The organism is Sporosarcina psychrophila (assembly GCF_001590685.1).
In the GTDB taxonomy this organism is placed as follows: domain Bacteria; phylum Bacillota; class Bacilli; order Bacillales_A; family Planococcaceae; genus Sporosarcina; species Sporosarcina psychrophila.
The window spans coordinates 3,899,148-3,920,437 of sequence record NZ_CP014616.1 but is presented as its reverse complement, the minus strand read 5'-3'; the positions used below and the strand labels follow the sequence as shown (position 1 = coordinate 3,920,437).

At 40.2% G+C, this 21,290-nt stretch carries 15 protein-coding genes; 12 read left to right on the top strand and 3 right to left on the bottom strand.

Annotated elements, in window-relative coordinates; all coding sequences use genetic code 11:
• Positions 1 to 457: 457 nt before the first annotated feature.
• Positions 458 to 1,384 carry an aldo/keto reductase gene (locus AZE41_RS18420; RefSeq protein ID WP_067212603.1) on the top strand — a complete coding sequence of 309 codons (927 nt, stop codon included), beginning with the start codon at positions 458 to 460 and terminating at the stop codon, positions 1,382 to 1,384.
• A gap of 295 nt (positions 1,385 to 1,679) precedes the next feature.
• Here the strand turns inward: AZE41_RS18420 and AZE41_RS18415 are convergent, their stop codons facing one another.
• On the bottom strand, positions 1,680 to 1,862 hold the full coding sequence (locus tag AZE41_RS18415; protein WP_067212600.1) for a hypothetical protein: 183 nt from the start codon (positions 1,860 to 1,862) through the stop codon (positions 1,680 to 1,682).
• Positions 1,863 to 2,085: 223 nt separating this feature from the next.
• On the opposite strand from AZE41_RS18415, the gene AZE41_RS18410 reads away from it, so the two are divergent.
• From AZE41_RS18410 to AZE41_RS18360, 10 genes are all read left to right on the top strand, one after another.
• Positions 2,086 to 4,824: a M14 family metallopeptidase gene (locus AZE41_RS18410; protein WP_067212598.1), complete on the top strand. Its 2,739-nt coding sequence runs from the start codon at positions 2,086 to 2,088 to the stop codon at positions 4,822 to 4,824.
• Between the two features lie 819 nt (positions 4,825 to 5,643).
• Complete coding sequence (locus AZE41_RS18405; RefSeq protein WP_067212595.1) at positions 5,644 to 5,913, top strand: excalibur calcium-binding domain-containing protein; 270 nt, start codon at positions 5,644 to 5,646, stop codon at positions 5,911 to 5,913.
• A 704-nt stretch (positions 5,914 to 6,617) separates the two neighbouring features.
• Positions 6,618 to 7,922 carry a glucose-6-phosphate isomerase gene (locus tag AZE41_RS18400; protein WP_067212593.1) on the top strand — a complete coding sequence of 435 codons (1,305 nt, stop codon included), beginning with the start codon at positions 6,618 to 6,620 and terminating at the stop codon, positions 7,920 to 7,922.
• A gap of 870 nt (positions 7,923 to 8,792) precedes the next feature.
• Entirely contained in the window at positions 8,793 to 9,617 is an 825-nt protein-coding gene (locus AZE41_RS18390; protein ID WP_067212589.1) for an alpha/beta fold hydrolase, read from the top strand.
• A gap of 458 nt (positions 9,618 to 10,075) precedes the next feature.
• On the top strand, positions 10,076 to 10,717 hold the full coding sequence (locus AZE41_RS18380) for a hypothetical protein (RefSeq protein WP_067212584.1): 642 nt from the start codon (positions 10,076 to 10,078) through the stop codon (positions 10,715 to 10,717).
• 135 nt (positions 10,718 to 10,852) lie between these two features.
• Complete coding sequence (locus tag AZE41_RS22910) at positions 10,853 to 10,987, top strand: GatB/YqeY domain-containing protein (protein ID WP_156476093.1); 135 nt, start codon at positions 10,853 to 10,855, stop codon at positions 10,985 to 10,987.
• Positions 10,988 to 11,337: 350 nt separating this feature from the next.
• Positions 11,338 to 11,922, top strand: coding sequence for a TetR/AcrR family transcriptional regulator (locus AZE41_RS18375; protein ID WP_067212581.1), 585 nt, complete (start codon positions 11,338 to 11,340; stop codon positions 11,920 to 11,922).
• A complete protein-coding gene (locus tag AZE41_RS18370) occupies positions 11,912 to 13,204 on the top strand; it encodes a cytosine permease (protein ID WP_067212580.1) in 1,293 nt (430 codons plus the stop codon). Before AZE41_RS18375 ends, AZE41_RS18370 begins: the two co-directional genes overlap by 11 nt.
• Complete coding sequence (locus AZE41_RS18365; protein ID WP_067212577.1) at positions 13,188 to 14,282, top strand: S-methyl thiohydantoin desulfurase family protein; 1,095 nt, start codon at positions 13,188 to 13,190, stop codon at positions 14,280 to 14,282. The genes AZE41_RS18370 and AZE41_RS18365 overlap by 17 nt, the downstream gene beginning before the upstream one ends.
• Complete coding sequence (locus AZE41_RS18360; RefSeq protein ID WP_067212574.1) at positions 14,279 to 15,835, top strand: hydantoinase/oxoprolinase family protein; 1,557 nt, start codon at positions 14,279 to 14,281, stop codon at positions 15,833 to 15,835. Before AZE41_RS18365 ends, AZE41_RS18360 begins: the two co-directional genes overlap by 4 nt.
• Positions 15,836 to 17,059: 1,224 nt before the next feature.
• On the opposite strand, the gene AZE41_RS18355 is transcribed toward AZE41_RS18360, so the two are convergent.
• Both AZE41_RS18355 and AZE41_RS18350 read right to left on the bottom strand, forming a co-directional pair.
• Positions 17,060 to 18,112, bottom strand: a complete 1,053-nt coding sequence (locus AZE41_RS18355) for an acyltransferase family protein (protein ID WP_067212572.1) — start codon at positions 18,110 to 18,112, stop codon at positions 17,060 to 17,062.
• Positions 18,113 to 19,071: 959 nt separating this feature from the next.
• Positions 19,072 to 20,202 (bottom strand): DUF5050 domain-containing protein, encoded by a 1,131-nt coding sequence (locus tag AZE41_RS18350; RefSeq protein WP_067212569.1) that lies wholly within the window; start codon positions 20,200 to 20,202, stop codon positions 19,072 to 19,074.
• A 397-nt stretch (positions 20,203 to 20,599) separates the two neighbouring features.
• On the opposite strand from AZE41_RS18350, the gene AZE41_RS18345 reads away from it, so the two are divergent.
• Positions 20,600 to 21,217 (top strand): class D sortase, encoded by a 618-nt coding sequence (locus AZE41_RS18345; protein WP_067212567.1) that lies wholly within the window; start codon positions 20,600 to 20,602, stop codon positions 21,215 to 21,217.
• Positions 21,218 to 21,290: the final 73 nt, after the last annotated feature.

Below are 21,290 nucleotides of genomic sequence, written 5' to 3'. Positions count from 1 at the left end.
CAGTAGCCGCGCTGCCCTTTTTATATTTTGTACATAGCATTTGGACCTCAAACTATTCCGGCTTTAAAAAGGAATATTTAAAAACACATTCGATTCAAGTACCTCAAGGGGATTGAATTTTCCAGTGCATTCCTATTGGCTGATATCGAGGATGCCTTCATAACAGTCATATGCTTTGTTTTATTCTATACGATGATTTTTGTGTTGCCGGAGCAGCTCGTTATCTTGTATTGCAAGTTCCGCTTTAAAAGCTTTAATTTTAATAAGAGAGGTAGCTTATAGAATGAAGAATAAGTAAAGAAACTATGCGGGGCGGACCTATACGGAGATGAGTGTAGAACCCTTGAAGTGTCCAACGAATCGCCGTAAGCCTCCAACCTAAGCATGAAATTGTTCTTTTACCTAGATTGTGAGGTATTCTAAATAGTGTGACTACATTTAAGGGAGGCTTTTTTCCATGAAATATACGCAAATTAAACATACCGAACTCAACGCATCCAACATTATTATGGGGAATATGCGTCTGACACAGCTTTCTTTAACGGAAATAGAGCAGTTAATCCGCACTGCACTTGATGAAGGGATTAACTTCTTTGATCATGCAGATATTTATGGTCAGGGTCGGTGCGAAGAATTATTTGCCGAGGCGATTCAAATGAGCCCTAGTATTCGTGATAAAATGATTTTGCAAAGTAAATGTGGCATAAAAGGCCAAGAAAACTACTTTGATTTTTCCAAAGAACATATCCTCGACTCAGTTGACGGTATTTTAAAGCGTTTAAACACGGATTACTTGGACCTGCTACTCCTTCATCGTCCTGATCCATTAATGGAGCCTGCTGAAGTTGCCGAGGCATTTGAGAAATTGCATAGCAGCGGAAAAGTAAAACATTTCGGGGTGTCGAACCATAACCCAGCACAGATCGAATTGTTGCAAAAATATACACCACATAAATTAGTAGTCAACCAAATTCAGTTTAGTATTGCACACACACCGATGATTGACGCGGGAATTGCGTTAAATATGAATATAGATCAAGCTATCAATCGTGATAGCAGTATACTAGAATACAGTCGTTTGCATGATATCACGCTACAAGCATGGTCACCATTTCAAAATGGGTTCTTTGCTGGTCCATTCCTTGGCGACTTAGAGAATTTTTTAGAGTTGAATAAAGTGATTGACGAAATTGCTGCCAACTATGACGTAACAAACACGGCCATCGCAACCGCCTGGATTAGCCGCCATCCAGCTAACATCCAAGTCGTACTCGGAACAACGAATCCTCAGCGATTAAAAGACGCATGTAAGAGCACAGATATTACGTTAACAAGGAAAGAATGGTACGACATTTATAAAGCAGCTGGAAATATCGTTCCATAACAACACCATTATCAATTACAACGAAAACAACCTCCTGACCGGATTATCGGTCGGGAGGTTTTTCTGGTTTAAACCAATCATACCTCCACGCCAACCGATCATATCCCGCGTGGCCCAATCATGTATCCGCGCTAACCGATCATATCCCACGCGACCCAATCATATCGCCGTGCTAACCGATCATATCCCACGCAGCCCGATCATATGTCTGCGCTAACCAATCATATCCCACGGGTCCCGATCATATGTCCGTGCTAACCGATCATATCCCGGGGAGACCGATCATATGTCCGCGCTAACCAATCATATCCCACGGGTCCCGATCATATGTCCGTGCTAACCGATCATATCCCACTGCAGACCAACCATAGATGATACCGAATGCCGCCCGTACAATCCTACTACTGAGAATTGTCGATAGTTGTGCGAGGAAGGCAAGCCGGAAATTAGCGCAAATCCATTCAAAGTTTGGAAGCACTTAGTTGCTTCCAAGGAGCTATATAAACAGTAGAATATCGGACAAACTTTGGACCTTCAAACCTAATCACGATATTAAAGTAATATCTCACTATAATAATAGGCGCACTATTCAAATTAGTTTAGAATTCGAAGTAAATTCACTGTCAAACAATTTGTAGATTTGTTATATTAAATCTGTAGTCTGACAATCTACAAACAATATGAAAAGGGGGAGTTAAGTAGTGAAACGGTTTTTAGTAGCATTTTTATCCATCTATATGGCAATTACGATGGCATTGCCAGCATCAACGTTAGCTGCCCAAACAGTTGATACTTTCCAAGTTAGCCAAGCGACCCAACTAGAGGTTAGCCAATCCCTATTCTCACTTACGGAGATTCGCGATGTAGAGTTGGAAGTTGATTTTGGAAAGAAAGTAGACCTAACCAAACTGGAATTTCAATTTGGTGGGAAAAGTCTATCGGAGTGGAAGATGTGGGATGCGAAAGCGGAATCATATTCTGGGGATCCATTCATCATTGTTAAAAAAGAACCACACTATGTCGGCGGAACAACTAAAATTGCCGCTGAACTAGAGTTTGGACTACCTTTTAATACAGACAATCTATCAACACGGTCAATTCGTGTCATCTACAAAGAGCTAATTGGAGACTATGAACTTGCTTTGGTTGATGCCGCAAATGATTTAAATGCATCAACGACTGTAAAGTTAAATGTCTATGACCAATATCTCGACTGGGAAGCTATTAAGCCATCTATTGATAGTATTTTTGCCGAGTCAAATAAATTAAACGATCGCTATTTAGAGTATCAAAGCCCAGGTAAATCTGTCGAGGGCCGCGACTTTCACCTTGTAGTACTTGCAAAAGATAAAGAAGCAGTGGATAAGTATCTCAATCAAACACTACCGACTGCGCTTGAAAATCCGGAAGAGCTAATGAAGAAGATTAAAGACGGCACGATGGGTGATTATCAAGTTCCAGTCTGGTTCAATAATATCCATCCAGATGAAGTGGAAGGAATCGACTTCCAAACAGAGCTGCTAAAGAAATTCGCGATGGAATCACAAGTTAAATTCACATCAACGGATAAAAATGGTGATTCTGAAGAAGTCATTTTGGATATGGACAAAGTATTAGACAATATTATTTTTATCTTTAACTTTTCACATAACCCGGACGGACGTGTCCTGAATACACGCGCTAATGCACTTGGATTTGATTTGAACCGTGACAATGCTTACCAAACACAGGTCGAAACGATTCAATTGAATCAGGAAATTGCGAAGTGGACTCCGCTTACAATGGTAGAAGGGCATGGCTATGTAAATGGATTCTTAATTGAACCGGCTACACCGCCGCATAACCCGAACTTTGAATATGATTTACTTATTAAAAGCATGACTGAACAGGCACATGAAATGGGGAAAGCGGGAATTGGTAATTCTAATTTAACTTCTTATTTCCTAGCTTCAGAAGGCTATAAAGATGGATGGGATGACATGGGTCCTTCCTATACACCTATCTTTTCAATGCTTCATGGAACTCTTGGACATACTGTCGAGGTGCCAACTTTAAGTCAGGACTCTTTACGCGCTATGGTAGGTACTGGCTTTGGAGCGACAAACTATGTCCTTGAGAATAAAGACGAGTTATATTTAAACCAGCTTGAAATCTTTAGTCGTGGAATTAAAGGACAAGACAATCGTCTCGTTGATCCATTGTTAACGAATGCAGCTGGAGAGTCAATCGGTCGGGTTCGCGGGAATAATGAAAACTTCTTCCCGGATTACTATGTATTACCGGCTGATGCAAGAAATCAGAAGAATGTGCTAGAAGTTTATAATATGGTAACGTATTTAATCCGCAACGGTTTAACAGTTGAACAAACGACTAAAGACATTATGATTGAAGCAACTACTTATCCGAAAGGAACTTATGTTGTTCCAATGAAACAAGCAAAGCGCGGCTTGGCGAATGCGATGCTTTATAAAGGCGATGACGTTTCTGATTGGGAAGCAATGTACGATCCCGTTGTTGTTAATTTCCCAGCGCTTAGAGGTTTTGACGTCGTTGAAGTACGTTTTGGAGATGAAGAAGGATTCGAAGGACATACAACAAAGGTTAGTGCAATAGAAGTTCCAGCAAGCGAAGTTAAGAAAACGGCTACTAGACAAGTACTAAAAAACACTAATAATGACACAATCAAACTTGTGAACAAACTCCTTGCAGAAGGAAAACAAGTCGGCTTGGTGCAAGAGGAAAAATTCGGATTCCGTAAAGGCGATTTCGTAGTTAATACAAGTGATTTACTCTCCTACGTCGAGGATTATACCTTTGAAGCGAATCCTTTACCAGCATACAATGCGTTTGAAATAAAGTGGATTTCGGAGCCAAAGGTAGCAGGAAGTGGTTCTAGTCAATTGGCATTTTCGTTGAAAGAGCTAGGCTTTAAGCTAGTTGATGAGAAAAATGCAGAAGTCATTATCTCTGATAGTACTTTGCCTAAAGATTTATCAGGTAAAACGTTCGTAGGTATTGGTAACAGTGTACTAAAAGCCGTTAAAGATACAAAGTTACTTGAAGGATTCGATTATGTAACGACTCAAGGTGGACATGAAGGACTTGTGAAAGCGACAGTAAATGTCAATCACCAATTAACTTCTGGTTATAAGGCAGATGAGCTTCTATATACAACGAGGGGTTCATGGATAACTGAAGTGCCTGTGGATGCTGAAGTATTGGCAACAGTCAAAAATACGGATGATTTCTTCGTTTCGGGATGGTGGCCTGGACATGAAGGAGTGCAGGGGCAAACATTCGCCTTTACGCAGCAGTTGGAAGATTCAACAGTGACGCTATTTGCGAACGACTTAGCATTTAGAGCCCACACGAAATACTATTACCGCATGCTTGCGAATAGCATCTATGCTTCGGCAAGTGAAGATACAACGCTAGAGTGAGTAGTTGATGCGAAACAATAAATAGCGGTTACCGCCAAGTTAAATTCGAAGTAAAATAGAAAGTTTCAATGTATTAAGGGGATCCAGTCATTAATACAATGACTGGGTCTATTTGCTTCTGCTAAATTGAAATCTCTAGGATTTGTCATTTTCATAGGCAGGTCATTCATATACTAGCTGGAGCCGATCATATCCGCGTGCAGACCAATCATATCTCCGCGCGAACCGATCATATTCCGCGTGACCCAATCATATCTCCGCGCGAACCGATCATATCCCGCGTGGCGCAATCATATCTCCGCGCAGCCGATCATATCCCGCGTGGCGCAATCATATCTCCGCGCAGCCGATCATATCCCGTGTGGCCCGATCATATCTCCACGCAGCCGATCATATCCTACGCGACCCGATCATATCTCGACACAGCCGATCAAATCCCGCGCTAACCGATCATATCTCGACGTAGCCGATCATATCTCGACGTAGCCGATCAAATCCCACGCGACCCGATCATATCATGACGCAGTCGATCAAATCCCGCGCTAACCGATCATATCATGACGCAGTCGATCAAATCCCGCGCTAACCGATCATATCATGACGCAACCGATCATATCCCAAGCGACCCGATCATATATCAGCCCCAACCAGTTTTTTCAGGGTATTCAATAAACTCAAAGTCTGTTAAGGTAATTATATAGTTCAAGAGGGATGCCTTCAGCCTGATCGCTATGAATGATTGGGATAAAGGAAGGCGTTTTTTCATGCCTATAAACAGGTTCATACCCAAGAGGGTTAATTGAAAAGGAGGTTTTTGTTATGAAGAAAGTATTTACTGTCTTGCTGGCATTTACTATTGCAATAGGCTTCTCATTCAGTTCGGTGAATGTTGAGGCGGCTAGCACGAAAGTCGTGACATATAAAAATTGCACAGAGTTAAACAAAGTGTATAAAGGCGGCGTAGCAAGATCTGCATCTATTAAAAATGTAGGTGGGGAAACGAAGTACAAGCCATTTGTATCTCAGGCAATCTATGATGCGAACAAAAAAAGCGACCGCGATAAAGATTTAATCGCGTGTGAAAAGTAACTATAAAAGTAACGAAACAGCTTCAGTCCAGATGGATAGGAGCTGTTTTTTACTATAGTGTCTGGTTAGGCTTGGTTGTTGTTACCCTAATTCGCACTTCAAATTCATAAGTATCCGCTCCCGAAGTTTCTTCTCACCAGCTACTTTTATACCGAATTACTGCACATATTCTGCGAGTGAAAATCCTCTCCTATACAACAAGTGGACAGACTTTTAAGTGCACGTTTGACTAATAATTTATTCATTCAGCTATAACGGGGCCACTAAACCGTGCACGATACATTGTATTCCAAGATGATTAAATCATAGTTCATTTGCAGTGGTTAAAATAACAGTAATTCGTTACGGATTACTTATGTTGTGTAAGTGGGGTAGTTGCATTACGATAACAAAGTGTTACTGAAGGAAATTCCTTCATATAATATATCTTCCACTGTTTAATCATCCACGGAAATTTAGAATTGAAGTTAAGATGCTTCTTGGGCATAATAGAGAAGAAGAGCTTTGATGATCTATTTTTAATTGCGATAGCTGAAGAGGCTCACCTATTGGGAAATGAGTTACTGCCCTATCTTGATAAAAGATGAGTGGGAGTTGAAAATGATAGACTGTTATTGAACCCGTAGCAAGAAGTCGGACATGTTAGATGAATAGTAATTTATGACTTAAATTGATAAAACCACCTAGAAGGGGAGAATGTCGAATTGGTAATTCCGTTAACATTAAATCAATCACATGTATCTATAAGTAAGCTTGAGGAAGTATTTGGTACACAAGTGAAAACGATTCATCAAGAAATGAACAAAGGTACTTCTGAAGGTGCTGATTATTTGGGGTGGAAGAATTACCCGAATGAGATTTCGTCAAATGAATTAGAGGATGCTCTGAAGGCGGCGAAAAAACTGCGTGAAAATGCAGATTTAGTTGTTGTCATAGGTATCGGAGGTTCTTATTTAGGAGCGAAAGCGATTCAAGACGCTCTATCACCGTATTTTGAAAAAAAGTCGGATGATCCTGAAGTACTCTTTGCTGGCCAAAACTTGAGCGGTGCGTATATGAAACAATTATTAAGCTATATGGGGAGTAAAGAAGTTGCCATTATTGTTATTTCGAAATCTGGAACAACAACGGAACCTGCAATTGCTTTCCGGATTATGCTTGAATATATGGAAAACCGTTATGGTTCATCCGCAAGCGAACGAATTGTTGCGATTACCGATAAATCAGAAGGTGCCTTGAGGGAAATGGCTGTCCGTTCAGGATTTACGTCTTTCATCATACCAAATGATATTGGGGGCCGTTATTCTGTTCTCACGCCAGTTGGTTTAATCCCTCTTGCAGTAGCTGGGGTCGATATTGAAGAACTCCTTGCAGGAGCAAAAAAAGCCATTCATGATCTCTCGAACGCAGATATAGGTTCGAATATAGCTTATCAGTATGCTGCTTTACGAACGCTACTGTTATCTGAAGGCTACAATGTCGAAATTTTAGCGAGCTTTTCCCCATCCTTTGAAACTTTCCATGAGTGGTGGAAGCAGCTCTTTGGTGAAAGTGAAGGGAAGGGCGGAAACGGTATTTTCCCTGCCGCCGTCGCATATCCTACCGACTTACATTCCCTCGGTCAATATATACAAGATGGTCAACGGATGCTCTTTGAAACGTTTGTCCATTTCGCAGAAGAAGCGGAGGATTGTGCGATACCTTCATCTAAAGAGAATTTGGACGGCTTGAATTATCTATCGGATAAAACATTAAATGAAATAAATGAAGTAATGATGCACGGGGCAATGGAAGCGCACCGAGATGGAGGTGTACCTTTACTACGTCTTGAAGTGGCTAAACAAGATGCCTATCATGTTGGTTATCTCATATATTTCTTCCAACTTTCATGTGCCATGAGTGCTTACTTGCAGGGCCTAAATCCTTTCGACCAGCCAGGGGTTGAAGAATATAAAAACAATATCTTTAGATTGTTGGAGAAACCCGGGCATGTAATAGCGGCTCTATAACAGGTGTGAGTTTTAGTGATCTACAACTTAATAAAATGAAGATCAGACATGTACGTAAATGTCTGATTTTTTTTTGTATATAGGAAATGATTGGGCTGGGGGGGTGTATGTGATTGGTTATGTGGGGGTTATGATCGGTTGGCGGGAAATATGATTGTTGGTGTGGCGTTATGATTGGTTGGAGGATTATATGATCGTGCGTGAGGTAGTAATGACTGGTTGGTGGGATATATGATCGAGCGTGTGGTGTTACTGATCGGTTGGCGGGAAATATGATCGTTCGTGCGGCGTTACTGATTGGTTGGTAGGAAATATGATCGAGCGTGTGGTATTACTGATCGGTTGGCAGGATATATGATTGTTCGTGCGGCGTTACTGATTGGTTGGCAGGATATATGATTGTTTGTGTGGCGTTATGATTGGTTGGCAGAGGATATGATCGTTCATGCGGGGGTATGATCGGTTGGCAGGTTATATGATCGAGCGTGTGGTGTTAATGATCGGTTGGCGGGTTATATGATCGTTTGTGTGGTAGTAATGATCGGTTGGCAGGATATATGATCGTTCACGCGGCGAATGTGATTGATTACCGGTGGAATATGAACGTCCTATACAAGCGGATGAGTTTGAGGAATAATATTTGGCTAATAATGGATAAACTCTCTAAGGGTAGCGTGCACAAGGAGATAATTCTCTTTTGTGACAACAAAAAGTACAGTGGGAAAATTCGAGGCGATTCTTTCAGGCTAGCACAAGACTTTTGTAAACGAATGAATTACAATAGTATTCATAAGATAACAAAAACCGACAAATTTCGATAAAATGTAGGTTTTTTGTGGATTGCTCTAAAGGGAAGAGGGTTAATTTCATTTGTTACATTATGAAACGCATAACTTAGGTCCTCAGCATGAGTGGGTCGTATTTCTTCATGGCTTGGGTGGAAATTCAAATATATGGTATAAACAAATAAAAGAGTTTAAAAAGCATTTCAACCTGCTCTTCATTGACTTAAGAGATCATGGCGGTTCTGCTAATTATGAACCTGAAATGCTGACATATACACCTGAAATTTTAGCTAAAGATGTCGTAAAGGTAATGGATTGCCTTTCTATTGAGAAGGCTCACTTTGCCGGCATTAGTTTGGGTTCTGTTGTCTTACATGCGATGCATATTTACGCACCCAGTAGAATTAAAAGCATGATTTTAGGTGGTGCAATTATCCGTTTAACAAGTGTTGCGAAATTGATTCTGAGAACAGGAAATTTGCTTAAAAGTGTGGTCCCCTACATGTGGTTGTATAAAACATTTGCACGTATACTTATGCCTAAAGCACACCATAAGAAATCAAGGGACGTTTTCATCCTAGAAGCAAAGAAAATTCGTCAAAAAGGGTTTATTAAATGGTATCGATTTGCTGCCAAGGTTTGTGAAATTTATCCGCGAATTGATTGTGAAAAACATGAAATTCCCAAGATGTACATCATGGGTGATCAAGACTATATGTTTCTTGGCCCGGTTGAAGAAGATACGATAAAGGATAAAAGCGCTAGATTGCATATTATTGAGCAATGCGGCCATGTCTGTAATATTGAGAAGCATAAAGAGTTCAATCAAATAGCTATACAGTTTATCAAGGAACAAGTTAAAGTGGAGCAGGAATTATTAGCAACTAGTAAGCTTGTTAGTATTGCGTAATGTTAAATGAGGACCAGCCTGGATTGTGAGGGCTGGTTTTTTGTGCTAGTTAAAAAGCAAGAAAAATATATTTCGAGTGTATATTTATATAGACGGCACTTACAAAAAGAATGTTCTTCCAACACCGCTTTGTCGCTTGGTGATGGCCTCACGCAATAAGCCCATCAGAAGATCACTTGGGAGGGATTGAATTGCATCCCTCCTTGGTCTTATTGCTTCGGCGCCTGCAGGATGCGGGTGTGCAGCCTTTGCCGCAGGACGCGGCGACATTGGGCTGCCTTTCATTAGTGTCGCTCCTTCGCTAGATTTGTTCATTATACTAATGAAGGTGTAGCAACCAGTTCACTCCAAATAAGTAATACCGAACATTTACAACCGCATTGTAGAAAGTATGTTCCTAAGCATGTTATGATTATAGTAAAGATACGTAAAAGAATAGTGAAAAGGGTGGAAGCGTCATGGATAAGAAAGAACAACAGTTATTTGCACACTACTACAACAAATTTGTTGAAAGAAGTTTTGATGAAAAGGACTTCTATAGTTTCATGATGTTGGTTCGAGACGATGCGCATGGAATTGATAGTGTTAATGGACTTGCTGATTTCATCGCTCTAAGGGAGAAGAGCTCGGGATATGTAGGGGAGTACCTAGGAGACTGCAAACAGGTTATCGCAAATTTGGGTAATGGGGTCAAAGCTAAAAAAATTGAGGATATCTTCTCGTTTAAAGAAATAAGGAATGGTTTTAACGCGCTGTTTTTGAAAAATGGCTTTGAGAAATTACCTGCTGAAATCATCAATGATTTCATTTTATGCACGATTTCTTTATTGCAGGACGTAAAATTAGTATCGGGTAATTTGAATAAAGAAGTGGGGCATCTGAGTTTTGCCGTTTCCAGCAAAGAAGTATTTTTGATGGGGAACATGAAGACATTAAATAAAGGCCGCTATATTCCAGTTACATTTCAGGTTTTGTCTGTCAAGAATAGCTACGAGGCAATAACACCACAGGACAAAAATGATACACCGTATTTGTTTAACGAGGAACTGATTGAGGTTGTAAATATCGAAGGAAATCTTGTAATAACGTTTCCAGAATAACTTTCTGATGCAATGACATAAAATCTAAACTAAAACCAGCCAAGATTATAAATGGCTGGTTTTGCTGTTCATAGCTAAGAAAGTATACGTTTTTTTGACTTAGAATAATGTCTAGACGGCTCGGAGGCCCACAGGATGCGGGTTACGCAGCCATTGCCGTATTTTTCCGTTAAGCAAGATATGGGCAAGCCGATGAGTCTTGAAATGTCTGAACTAAAAGGCAAAGCTGAAGCTGGTTTGATCAGCAACGTTGTAAAAGCATTTTTGTAGTATAAAGAATTTCAGGTGCCACACTACGTGAAGCTATTCGGAAAATACAGTGGCAATCAGATTTACGGACCTCTTCCTGACTCCTTAGTATTATTATGGAATCGCATGATTTATTTTACTTTATTCCTAACACCCACAACCGCGCAAATTGTTTTCTGTCGAAAGACCCCCCAGAACAGGTACATTATAATCCATAAAAGCGCTCGAAAATTGCTATCTCAAAGAATAAAAAAACTCTTTCAAAATTACAAAGGCTAAGAAGTTCCATTAAATGATAAGTCGGAATGTTGTTGATTATTAAAAAGTATCGTTGTATTATTAACCTAATACTTATTAGGTGGGGATACACAATGAGAGAAAAATTATTGAAAGCGGCTATTTATCATTATTCACGTTACGGTTATCAAGGCGCAACGATGCAAAAAATTGCTACAGAAGTTGGCATTAAGCCTGCTTCCATCTACTTTTTTTACCAAAACAAAGAAGCTCTATTTATTGCAGCATTCCAGAAGTTATTAGAAGAACACTTTAGTCAGATGAAAAAAATTATGGATGAAGTAGAAAACTCCCCAATAGAAGAGATTTTCTGTAGTTTGCTGCATGGTACTGTCTCATTCCATAAAGAAAAAGAAGAAGAAACGGCGGCTTATATTTCATTGATCACTTCTCCTCCGCCAGAGATAAAGCAGTTTCTGAAAAATCATATGGAGCAATTTGATAACTGGCTCATACAATCGCTAAACACTTCTTTAAAGCATTACTACCCATCCATTTCTGATCAACAAAGTGTCAATGTAACAAAACAATTTCTTTTACTAATGGACGGCATCTTTTGGGAAATGAATATGTACGATGAAAATATTTTGTCAGAGCAACTCCAACATGCTTTCCATCTAACAACTCTAATATTGAGGGGGATTGAAGATGCAAAATGATTATGCTCGAGAAGTTGTACCGATGCATGAACGTAAGAAATGGTTTTCCATCAGTCTAATCTGGATTGCTGTTGGAATTGATTTATCTGCTATGCTATTTGGCGCACAACTCGGGGCAGGAATGGCTTTTAATGACGCCTTGCTGTCTGTGGTAATCGGATCCCTGATATTGGGTGTTCTAGCTGCATTTTGTGCATACGTTGGGGCGGCTACTGGCTTATCAACGTCTATGATTTCTCGTTCCGCCTTCGGAAGTTCAGGCGCGAAAATTGTTTCGGCCTTTCTTGCTATCTCGTTAATGGGGTGGTTTGGTGTACAAGCTGGTTTTTTTGCCGAAAACGCAACTGTTGCTATCTCCGAGGCAATCGGAATTCAATTACCCATTCCGCTTCTAGCTGGAATAGGTGGATTGCTGATGATGTTAACGGCGATGTTCGGATACCGTGCAATAGAGAAGCTCAGTTCTTGGTCTGTACCACTATTAATCATATTAGTGATTCTCGCGGTTGGAATGGCGATCACTAAATTTGGCACTGCTAGTATCGGGGCGCCTGTAGAAAATACATTCTCGATAGGAATGGCAATCTCACTGGTGATTAGTATCTTTGTTGTAGGTGCGGTAATTTCACCGGACATTTCACGCTGGGCTCGAACAAAAAAAGATGCAGTTCTAGCTTCTTTCTTTGGTTTCTTTATTGGTAATAGTTTTATGTTGGTCATTGCGATGATTCTATCCCGTGTCATGAATGAAGAAAATTTGACGACGATTATGCTGACTGTCGGTCTTGGGATTCCGGGTATTCTCGTATTGATTTTGGCGCAGTGGACAACTAATACGAGTAATGCTTATTCTTCTGGACTCGGTTTAGCTGTTATTTTTACGAAGACTAGTAAAGCGAAATTAACTTTTGCGGCAGGTACAATTGGGACGCTTATGGCCGTCTTCGGGATTTATGGAAACTTCATTAACTTCCTGAGTATTATCACAATGTTTATCGCACCAATAGGCGGTGTGTATACGGCCATTTACTATATAGGCGGGGCAAAAATGCTGTCATTTGAATCCTCTGCAAAGTACAAAGCATATCCGTTGATCGCTTGGGGGACGGGGACTTTAGTGAGCTGGATGACACTGGAGAAACCAATTGGACTGGAACTTTTCAAACTGACAACAATTCCATCTTTAGATAGTTTCATCATCGCTTTTGTTACACAGGGAATTTTTTGTTTTGTCATTAAACGTCAATTTACGAAGGAGAATCAGTATGAAGTGGTTAAATGAAGAAGATATCGAGCACATTGCAATCGGAGCATCCGTTCTTGGGACAGGTGGGGGCGGGGATCCCTATATAGGGAAATTAATGGCTCTTCATGCGATTCGTAAATATGGACCTGTTCAAGTAATTACGATGGATGAGTTGAAAGAAGATCATTGGATTGTTCCTATTAGCGGTATGGGGTCCCCCAGTGTGCTCGTCGAAAAAATTCCTTCATTCGAAATGTTAATGGCACCTTTGCTTGCGTATGAAAAAGCGAGCGGGAAAAAAATAGATATCGTCATGCCGATCGAAATTGGTGGAGTTAACTCATTGATTCCGGTGGCTGTAGCAGCGATGAAAGGGATCCCGATTTTAGACGGCGATGCAATGGGACGTGCTTTTCCAGAAGCTCAAATGGTTACTTTTCATCTTGATGGGCTAAAACCTGAATTGGTCACGATTGCAGATGAAAAAGGAAACACGGTCACGATTGAACCGGCAGATGGCCACTGGAGTGAAAAAATTGCTCGTAGTATTACGATCTCGATGGGAGGATCGTCAATTGTAGCTGATTATGGAGTGACGGGTACACAAGCGAAAAAAAGCGTCATTCCAGGTACATTGACACTTGCTAAAAAAATAGGCGAGATACTGAAACAGCCACGAAATGGAGCAGTGCATCCAATCGAACAAATGCTTACATTATTAAATGGACATCAATTATTTAGAGGAAAAGCAGTTGAAATCAAGAGGGGAATCGAGGGTGGATTTACGAGAGGGAAAGCTGTTTTTGAAGGCAGCGAAGAAAATAATCTTGATTCTTGCGTGCTATCCTTCCAAAATGAACATCTTCTTGCTGAAATAAATAACAAACCGATTGCTATGACACCAGATTTAATTGCTGTTTTAGATGAAGAAACGGGCATGCCCATTACAACAGAAGGTTTGAGATATGGAGCTCGCGTCATCATTGTAGCTTTTCCGGCGAACGAGAGATGGCGGACGCCAATTGGCATTGAGACGGCAGGCCCGCGTTATTTCAAGTATCCATATGACTATACGCCATTAGAAATACTGATAAAGGAGTTTGTGCCTTCATGATACGGTTAGGAATTGACGTTGGCGGTACCAATACAGACGGAGTTCTGTTGAATACAAAAAATGAAGTAATCTGCAGTACAAAAACGCCCACCACAAAGAATGTTTTTTCAGGGATTCAAACGACAATTAAAGAACTACTAGCTAGTTCGGCGGTCAATGTCAGAGATATTAAAATAGCAACACTAGGCACGACGCATTGCACAAATGCAATCGTGGAGAGGAAATCATTAAATAGAATTGGAATCATTCGCATTTGTCTTCCTTCTGGAACAACGGTTCCTCCACTTGTCGACTGGCCAGAAGATTTAGTCGATAAATTACAGGCTAAAACCGCTTTGATTCACGGAGGTTACGAATTTAACGGTTCCCCAATTACAGGTATTGTGCGAGATGAATTAATAGAGACTGTCGAGTTGTTTAGAGACTCAGTAGATTCGATTGCTATTACAGGTGTATTTTCTCCGGTTCTAGCCGATCAGGAAAAAGAAGTAGCAGCTTTTTTCCAACAGGAGTTACCACATATTCCGATTTCCCTTTCAAGTGAAATCGGTACGATTGGTTTAATTGAAAGGGAAAATGCAACCATTTTGAATGCTGCACTTAAGAATGTCATCAAGCATGTAGCAGAAGGCTTTGAGCAGGCATTGGTTAATGAAAGCATTCATGCAAAAATTTATTTCGGTCAAAATGACGGTACACTGATGACTAATGTCTTTGCTCAAAAGTACCCGATTTTCACCATCGCATGTGGGCCAACCAATTCAATCCGAGGGGCTTCATTTTTATCGAAAGAGCGCAATGCAATTGTCGTGGATATTGGTGGTACGACGACCGATATCGGTGTATTAGCAAATGGATTCCCGAGACAAACTTCTCTTGCCGTTGAAGTGGGTGGTGTCCGTACCAATTATCGCATGCCTGATATCTACTCACTTGGTCTAGGGGGCGGTACTCAAGTAACTTTAGAAGACAGTGCATGGAAAATTGGTCCTGAAAGTGTGGGTTATCAATTGCCCGAGAAAGCACTCATCTTCGGTGGTGAAACACTAACTGTGACGGATGTTGCTGTAGGAGTAGGCATGATGCAGATGGAGAATGCGCAAGAAGAAAAACTTCTTTCCATTCCTACACAAGAAATTTACCCACAAATTGTCGAAATGGTAGAAAAAGCAATTGATCGCATGAAAACAAGCGGGGATGACGTGTCAGTCGTGCTGGTTGGTGGTGGTGCAGCCTTGATGCCTGCCACATTAAAAGGTGCGAGTCGTATTATCCGACCCGAACACGCGGGAGTGGCAAATGCAATTGGTGCAGCACTTGGCGACATTAGCGGTACATGTGAAAAAATTTACTTGCTCGAAAATCGCGCTCACCATGAAGTGATTGAAGAAGCAAAACAAGAAGCAATCCAAGCGGCTATTACGGCAGGCGCAGATCCTGATCAAATCGATATTATCCAGTTGGAAGACTTTCCATTGGCTTATATTCCAGGGGAAGCAATCTTGGTTAGAGTGAAAGTTGCTGGGCCTCTTTTGTTGGAGAGTGTGAAGTAATTTTGAATTATTTTGTAACCTGCTACTCTTTTTTACTTTTAAGGTTTTATCTGTTAAGAATAGCTACGAGGCAATAACACCACAGGACAAGAATGATACACAGTATTTGTTTAATGAGGAATTGATCGAGGGTGTGAATATTAAAGGAGATCTTGTGATAACGTTTCCTTAGTAACTATCTGGTTCAATTACATAGGGTGCAAATGAAAACCTGCCATGGACTAGACTAAGAATTCCTCACTCTACACGCTTCGGCGCTTTGTGGATGCCTCCCGCGATAAGCCAGAAAGAAGACCGCTTTCAGTCTTATCGCTCCGGCTACCACGAAGACGCGCCTTCGCTGGATGTTCCAATGTATTTTTATAGAATATAGTATCCCTGTTTTTATTTTAAGGAAGTGTCACTTTCTTATAGAGGATCACATAATCTTTGAAAAGTTAGCAAAGAATACAATATACGTCGTGCTAGAGTGCCCGAAATTACATCTTCGGGCACTTACCATCTCTATAGATAGTTATCTATTCATTTCTTTCAAAGCAACTGCATTTTTCACTTGAATAGTGTAGGAACGCGGCAGGCGATTAGTCGCAACAGGAGTCACTTCTAGCTGCTCTTGCCCCTCGGTAAAAAAGTGTCGTGATTATTTCGCCGAAAGCAGGCCGGAAATATTCCAGTGAAAATGGCGGTATTCAAGCCCTTCTCGCCAGTGTTTTAGGTAGGTGAATGGTTAATCATCAGACGTGTTAACTAAATGACATAAAGTCCAAATTAAAACCAGCCAAGATCGTAAATGGCTGGTTTTGCTGTTCCTAAGCTATGTATTACGCGGCACTACTGGACAATCTCCAGTCAGATTATGCTTGGTATTCTTTTTCACCTTCCGTCGAAAGTGCCCCCGTGCGGGACAGAGGAGTGCCGCCTCTCTGTGATTAGCAGTATATGCACGATTGCCTAGAGATATACCTGTTAATCGTCTTGCCGGTGTAACGAACAAATCTAGCGACAAGCGGTGTTGGAAGAACATTCTATTTGTTAAATGCCGACTATCTATATAAGTTGAACTAATGATCTTATAAATCTCCAGCGAAGGCGTCTACTGGGGTAGCCGGAGCAATAAGACTGACAGTGGTTTTCTGTCCGGCTTATTGTGGGAGGCATCCCCTAGCGCCGAGCGTTGTTGGTAGGATTCTTTATTTCAACATATCTAGTACGGATTTTAGTGTGCTACTGCTGAATGGGTAGTGGCCTTTTTTGTGAAAATCCACCAAGTAGTAGCTTTCCATGTGGTATCAATTTTTGAATGATGATTGAAACCACGATTGGAATGACCAATCCAAATGCTGTGAATCCAATAATGCCATATGTGAAGTAATCATTTAACAAAATGTCAGTAAAGATGTGCAAGTACATAATCGTTAGGGAGTGCTTCTCGATCCTTTGCAGCCAATTGAGTGACAGTTGAGTAGCGATGAGTTGGAATACGCCCACCAATACAAGTGTGAATGAAAGTGGGATGATCAAATCTAAAACGAAATGTTCATAGCGCAAAAATTTCATGCTCAAATGATAGTCAATTACATTAAAGTTATCAAGCAAAACTGCTGTCACACTACCGATCAATCCCGCGGTTAACCATCTTTTCGAAACATTCATCCAAATACTCTTCATATAATAACCGAGTGAAAAATAGACGACTGCCATGAGTGCAACATCGATGTTCCAAATCATTGGGATTGTTTGAGAAGCAGTATCTGGTGATCCACCAATGACGCGCATCGCAAACAAACTTTCAAAATGGGCAATACTATAAAAGATAGCCAAAATAATAATTTGTTTCGTACGACTAAAGTATTTTGTCATCCATAAGAAGAACAAATACGTAAAGAAAAGCGTAGTTACAAACCAGAATACACCATATGCACCACGTGCAAAACGTCCGCCGACAGCGAGTGTCCACAAATCATTTACATACCATGATAGATCCATATTGCCTGAACCAATTTCTATCCCGTAACGAATCAGCGTAATACTGACGAGGAAAAACAAATAGGGGACGATCAATTGCATAAAACGTTTTTGAATCGACAGTATCATTAAGCCCTTTTCTACAACAGGCTTAAAAAACAAACCACTTAAAATAAAGAATGCTGGCATGTGAAACCAATAGATATACTTCGCCAGTGGGAAATCGAGCTGTCCAGGATAATGACCAATGACGACAAGAATCATTAAAAATCCTTTGGTGACATCCACCCAGGATAAACGTTTCTTATTCATAATCAAACTCCTCAAGAAAATTGACGTATATCTAGTGTACAACGTATCAGTAGTTGGGAACGGTATGTAACAGAATTGACTCGGGATTGAAAGAAAGGTAGCAATGCTTGGGGATATTCCCTTGAATTATTACAGATAACTAATTAATCAGTATGTTTTAAGGGGTTGAATTTTTTTCATATCAGATGCTGATGGGTGAGCAATCATATAAATCGCCACCCGATCATAACCGGCGGGCAGCCAATTATATATCCCCCCAACCGATCATAACCACCGTTCAACCGAGCATATATCCTGCCACCCGATCATAAGCGTCGCTCAGCCGATCATATCTCCCGCCACCCGATCATATAACATATCACCATAGCTAACCGGTTTTTGCAAAGAAGATCCATCTGCTATAAAGAACTTGATTATCACTGATGATCTAACGCACTCCAAAGAGTTGGCAAATGAAATATCCCGTAGCGTCCAAATGGAGGGAGTCACTATAATCTTACATACACTTGCTATATCTTGCCCTTGTAATCGTGTTCTCCATACTTCGAAAATGAAAGAGATTTGACTGCAAGATAGATTTAGCCTATCAAACAGCGCATCTAACTATCATGAATAAGAAAAAATGATTATCACTATCGTTGTATTTTCACTTTAACTTATGAGTTTTAGGTTACTTTGGCTCAATCATTATTTAACGTCAGATTATCCTTACGCAGAAGCTGGAATTCTCGATCTTTGAGGTGTGGAGTTACCAGATGATAAAGCAATCACGCTGTATAATGAAATTACCTCCTTCAGTGTAGGAAACCTATCACTCTATTAACTCAAGAATATTATAGTCTTGCAATAAATAACAAATCTATATCTTCAATGCTAAGCCAGAACGAGTAAGCATTCTAGTCAAACTAAAAAGATACCATGAAAAAACTCCTAATCGGCCAAATCCGATTAGGAGTTTTTTATTTTATCGTCAATTTAAGAACTTTTTTAGTTTTGGAATCAGTATAGTGAAGCTGGTTGTTCACTGCGACTAGATTGACTGAATGGATAGCATTTAGTTGTTGAGGTTTGGATCCATTTGTTTTCATCTTATACAAGAAGCCGCCTTTCGAATAATTACTGAAATAAATCCAGTCATCGATAATGGCGAAATAAGGAGCCCTTACATTGTTAACTTTTTGCTTAGATTTTCCATCTTTCTTAACTCGATACAATGTATCCTTGTCCGAAATACTGCTGTAGTAATAGTATCCTTTGAATTCGATCATCGAGCTAAAGTCGTTCAAGAAACTGTACGTTTTACTCTTGGCAATTGGCCAATCCGCTTCGTTCCATTTATGGTCTTTTCGCAGTTGATCGGCAGAGGCTAGGAAGTATTTATAACTAATAGCACCTTTTACATTCGGAACGGGGTCGTCCCAGGTAATGTCCATGAAGTAATACTGACCGTTTAGATTGACTAAGTTCCATGAATGCTGACCGCCATTTCCATATCCGTCAACATAGTAATTTTCAATACCAAGGCGATTAAGTAGAAGTTGAGCAGCTTTCGTATATCCATCACAAACGGCCACACCTTTTATAAGTGCACCATAAGCTGTAATGGAATCAGAAGGGATGGTGTTATTTTGAAAGTTTTTGTGATCATAAGCAACATTCAATACTAAATAATCATGAATGGCTTTTACTTTATCAAAATTTGTGAAGCCGGGCTTGATAATTTGGGCAAGTACCTTGTCAACCTCTTTTGAAAGAGCTGCTTTATTCTTTTTTATTGTGCTATCAGGGAGTGAGTACGAAAATTCAATGTCACCGTTTGACCATGACATCGCCGAATCAAAATAAAGTATTTCAGGATTTTCACGTACTGCTTTTTGAATAAGCGCGTCAACTTGTTTATATGAAACTTCTGCGCTAACAAATTGCCCAGTACGTTCATTTTTTAACAGAGAGGAACGGATTAAGTTGTATGAGTCCGCTGCTACAGCCGTTTTAAATCCAGGATTTTCATTGCTAGCAGCTTGTGTATGGGTCGAATAACTAGCAAATGACAGTGCGATAAATAAGAGTGTGAAATATATTTTTTTCAATGGAATTCCTCCAAATTAAAGTGCGCCATTTTAACTATTAATATTGCCTTTAACGCTCTTGATTTAATTATCTGATTAGGACTTTAGTTTACTGACTGTAATTAATAGTAGTATACCATAATGCCTGAGTGTGAGATTGGTAAAGTGTTGTTCGCGCATCAATAATTAATGTTACGAATCTGTAAAACGTCTAGAGAAGAATAAACAGAAATCCTCAAATTCAGGCGTACTCATTACTAAAAGACGTTGGCTATTAATTGTTTAAGAGAAGTGTAAGAGGTTGTAAAGCGTTCTATAAGAGGGGCTCCCTATCATAAGTTAAGAAACGTTTGCAAAGGGACTGGGAAAAGTCTTAGCGTACGTTCACTTTTTATGTCCAAGTAAGGAGCGAATAGGATTGCGGAAAATTGTAGGCATTCTATTGATGGTCGTTGGCTTAGCGGTTGTATTTTATCCGCAACTTGAAAAACAGTACTATGATCGTGGTCAACAGCAGCTGGTAAGGAGTTTTGAACAATTAGGCAATACGGAACAAATTGAGCAGGCCTCCAATCAATCTGAAGATATACTCACGGTGCAGAAATACAATCAGTCAACTGGCGAGAAATCCAAACTATTGGAAGGAGCTCGCGGAATTATTAATATTAACAAAATTGACCTTGAAATGATTATCTTTGACGGGACGAGTCCCGAAACGCTCAGTAAAGGCATCGGTATGATCGAGCCTAAAAAAGAATTCGGCGTCAACAACATTGGTTTAGCTGGACACAGAGCTGTAACGAAAGGGAAACAATTCAATCGTATGAATGAATTAAGGATAAATGATGAAATTCAAGTGACCACACAAGAAGGAACATATGAATTTGTCATAGTGGACTCATTTATCGTCCATCAATCGGATGTGTCCGTCCTCGATGATCAAGAAGGACCATTTCTCACACTGGTAACTTGCACACCGCTTGGAGCAGTTAATCCGCCGAACCGATTGATTGTTCAGGCGGCATTAAAGAAGTAGCAGTTGCAAAAATCAAAAATTGATATTTATAGAAATTGATATAAATATATTTATTATGAAAAGGGGAATTGGG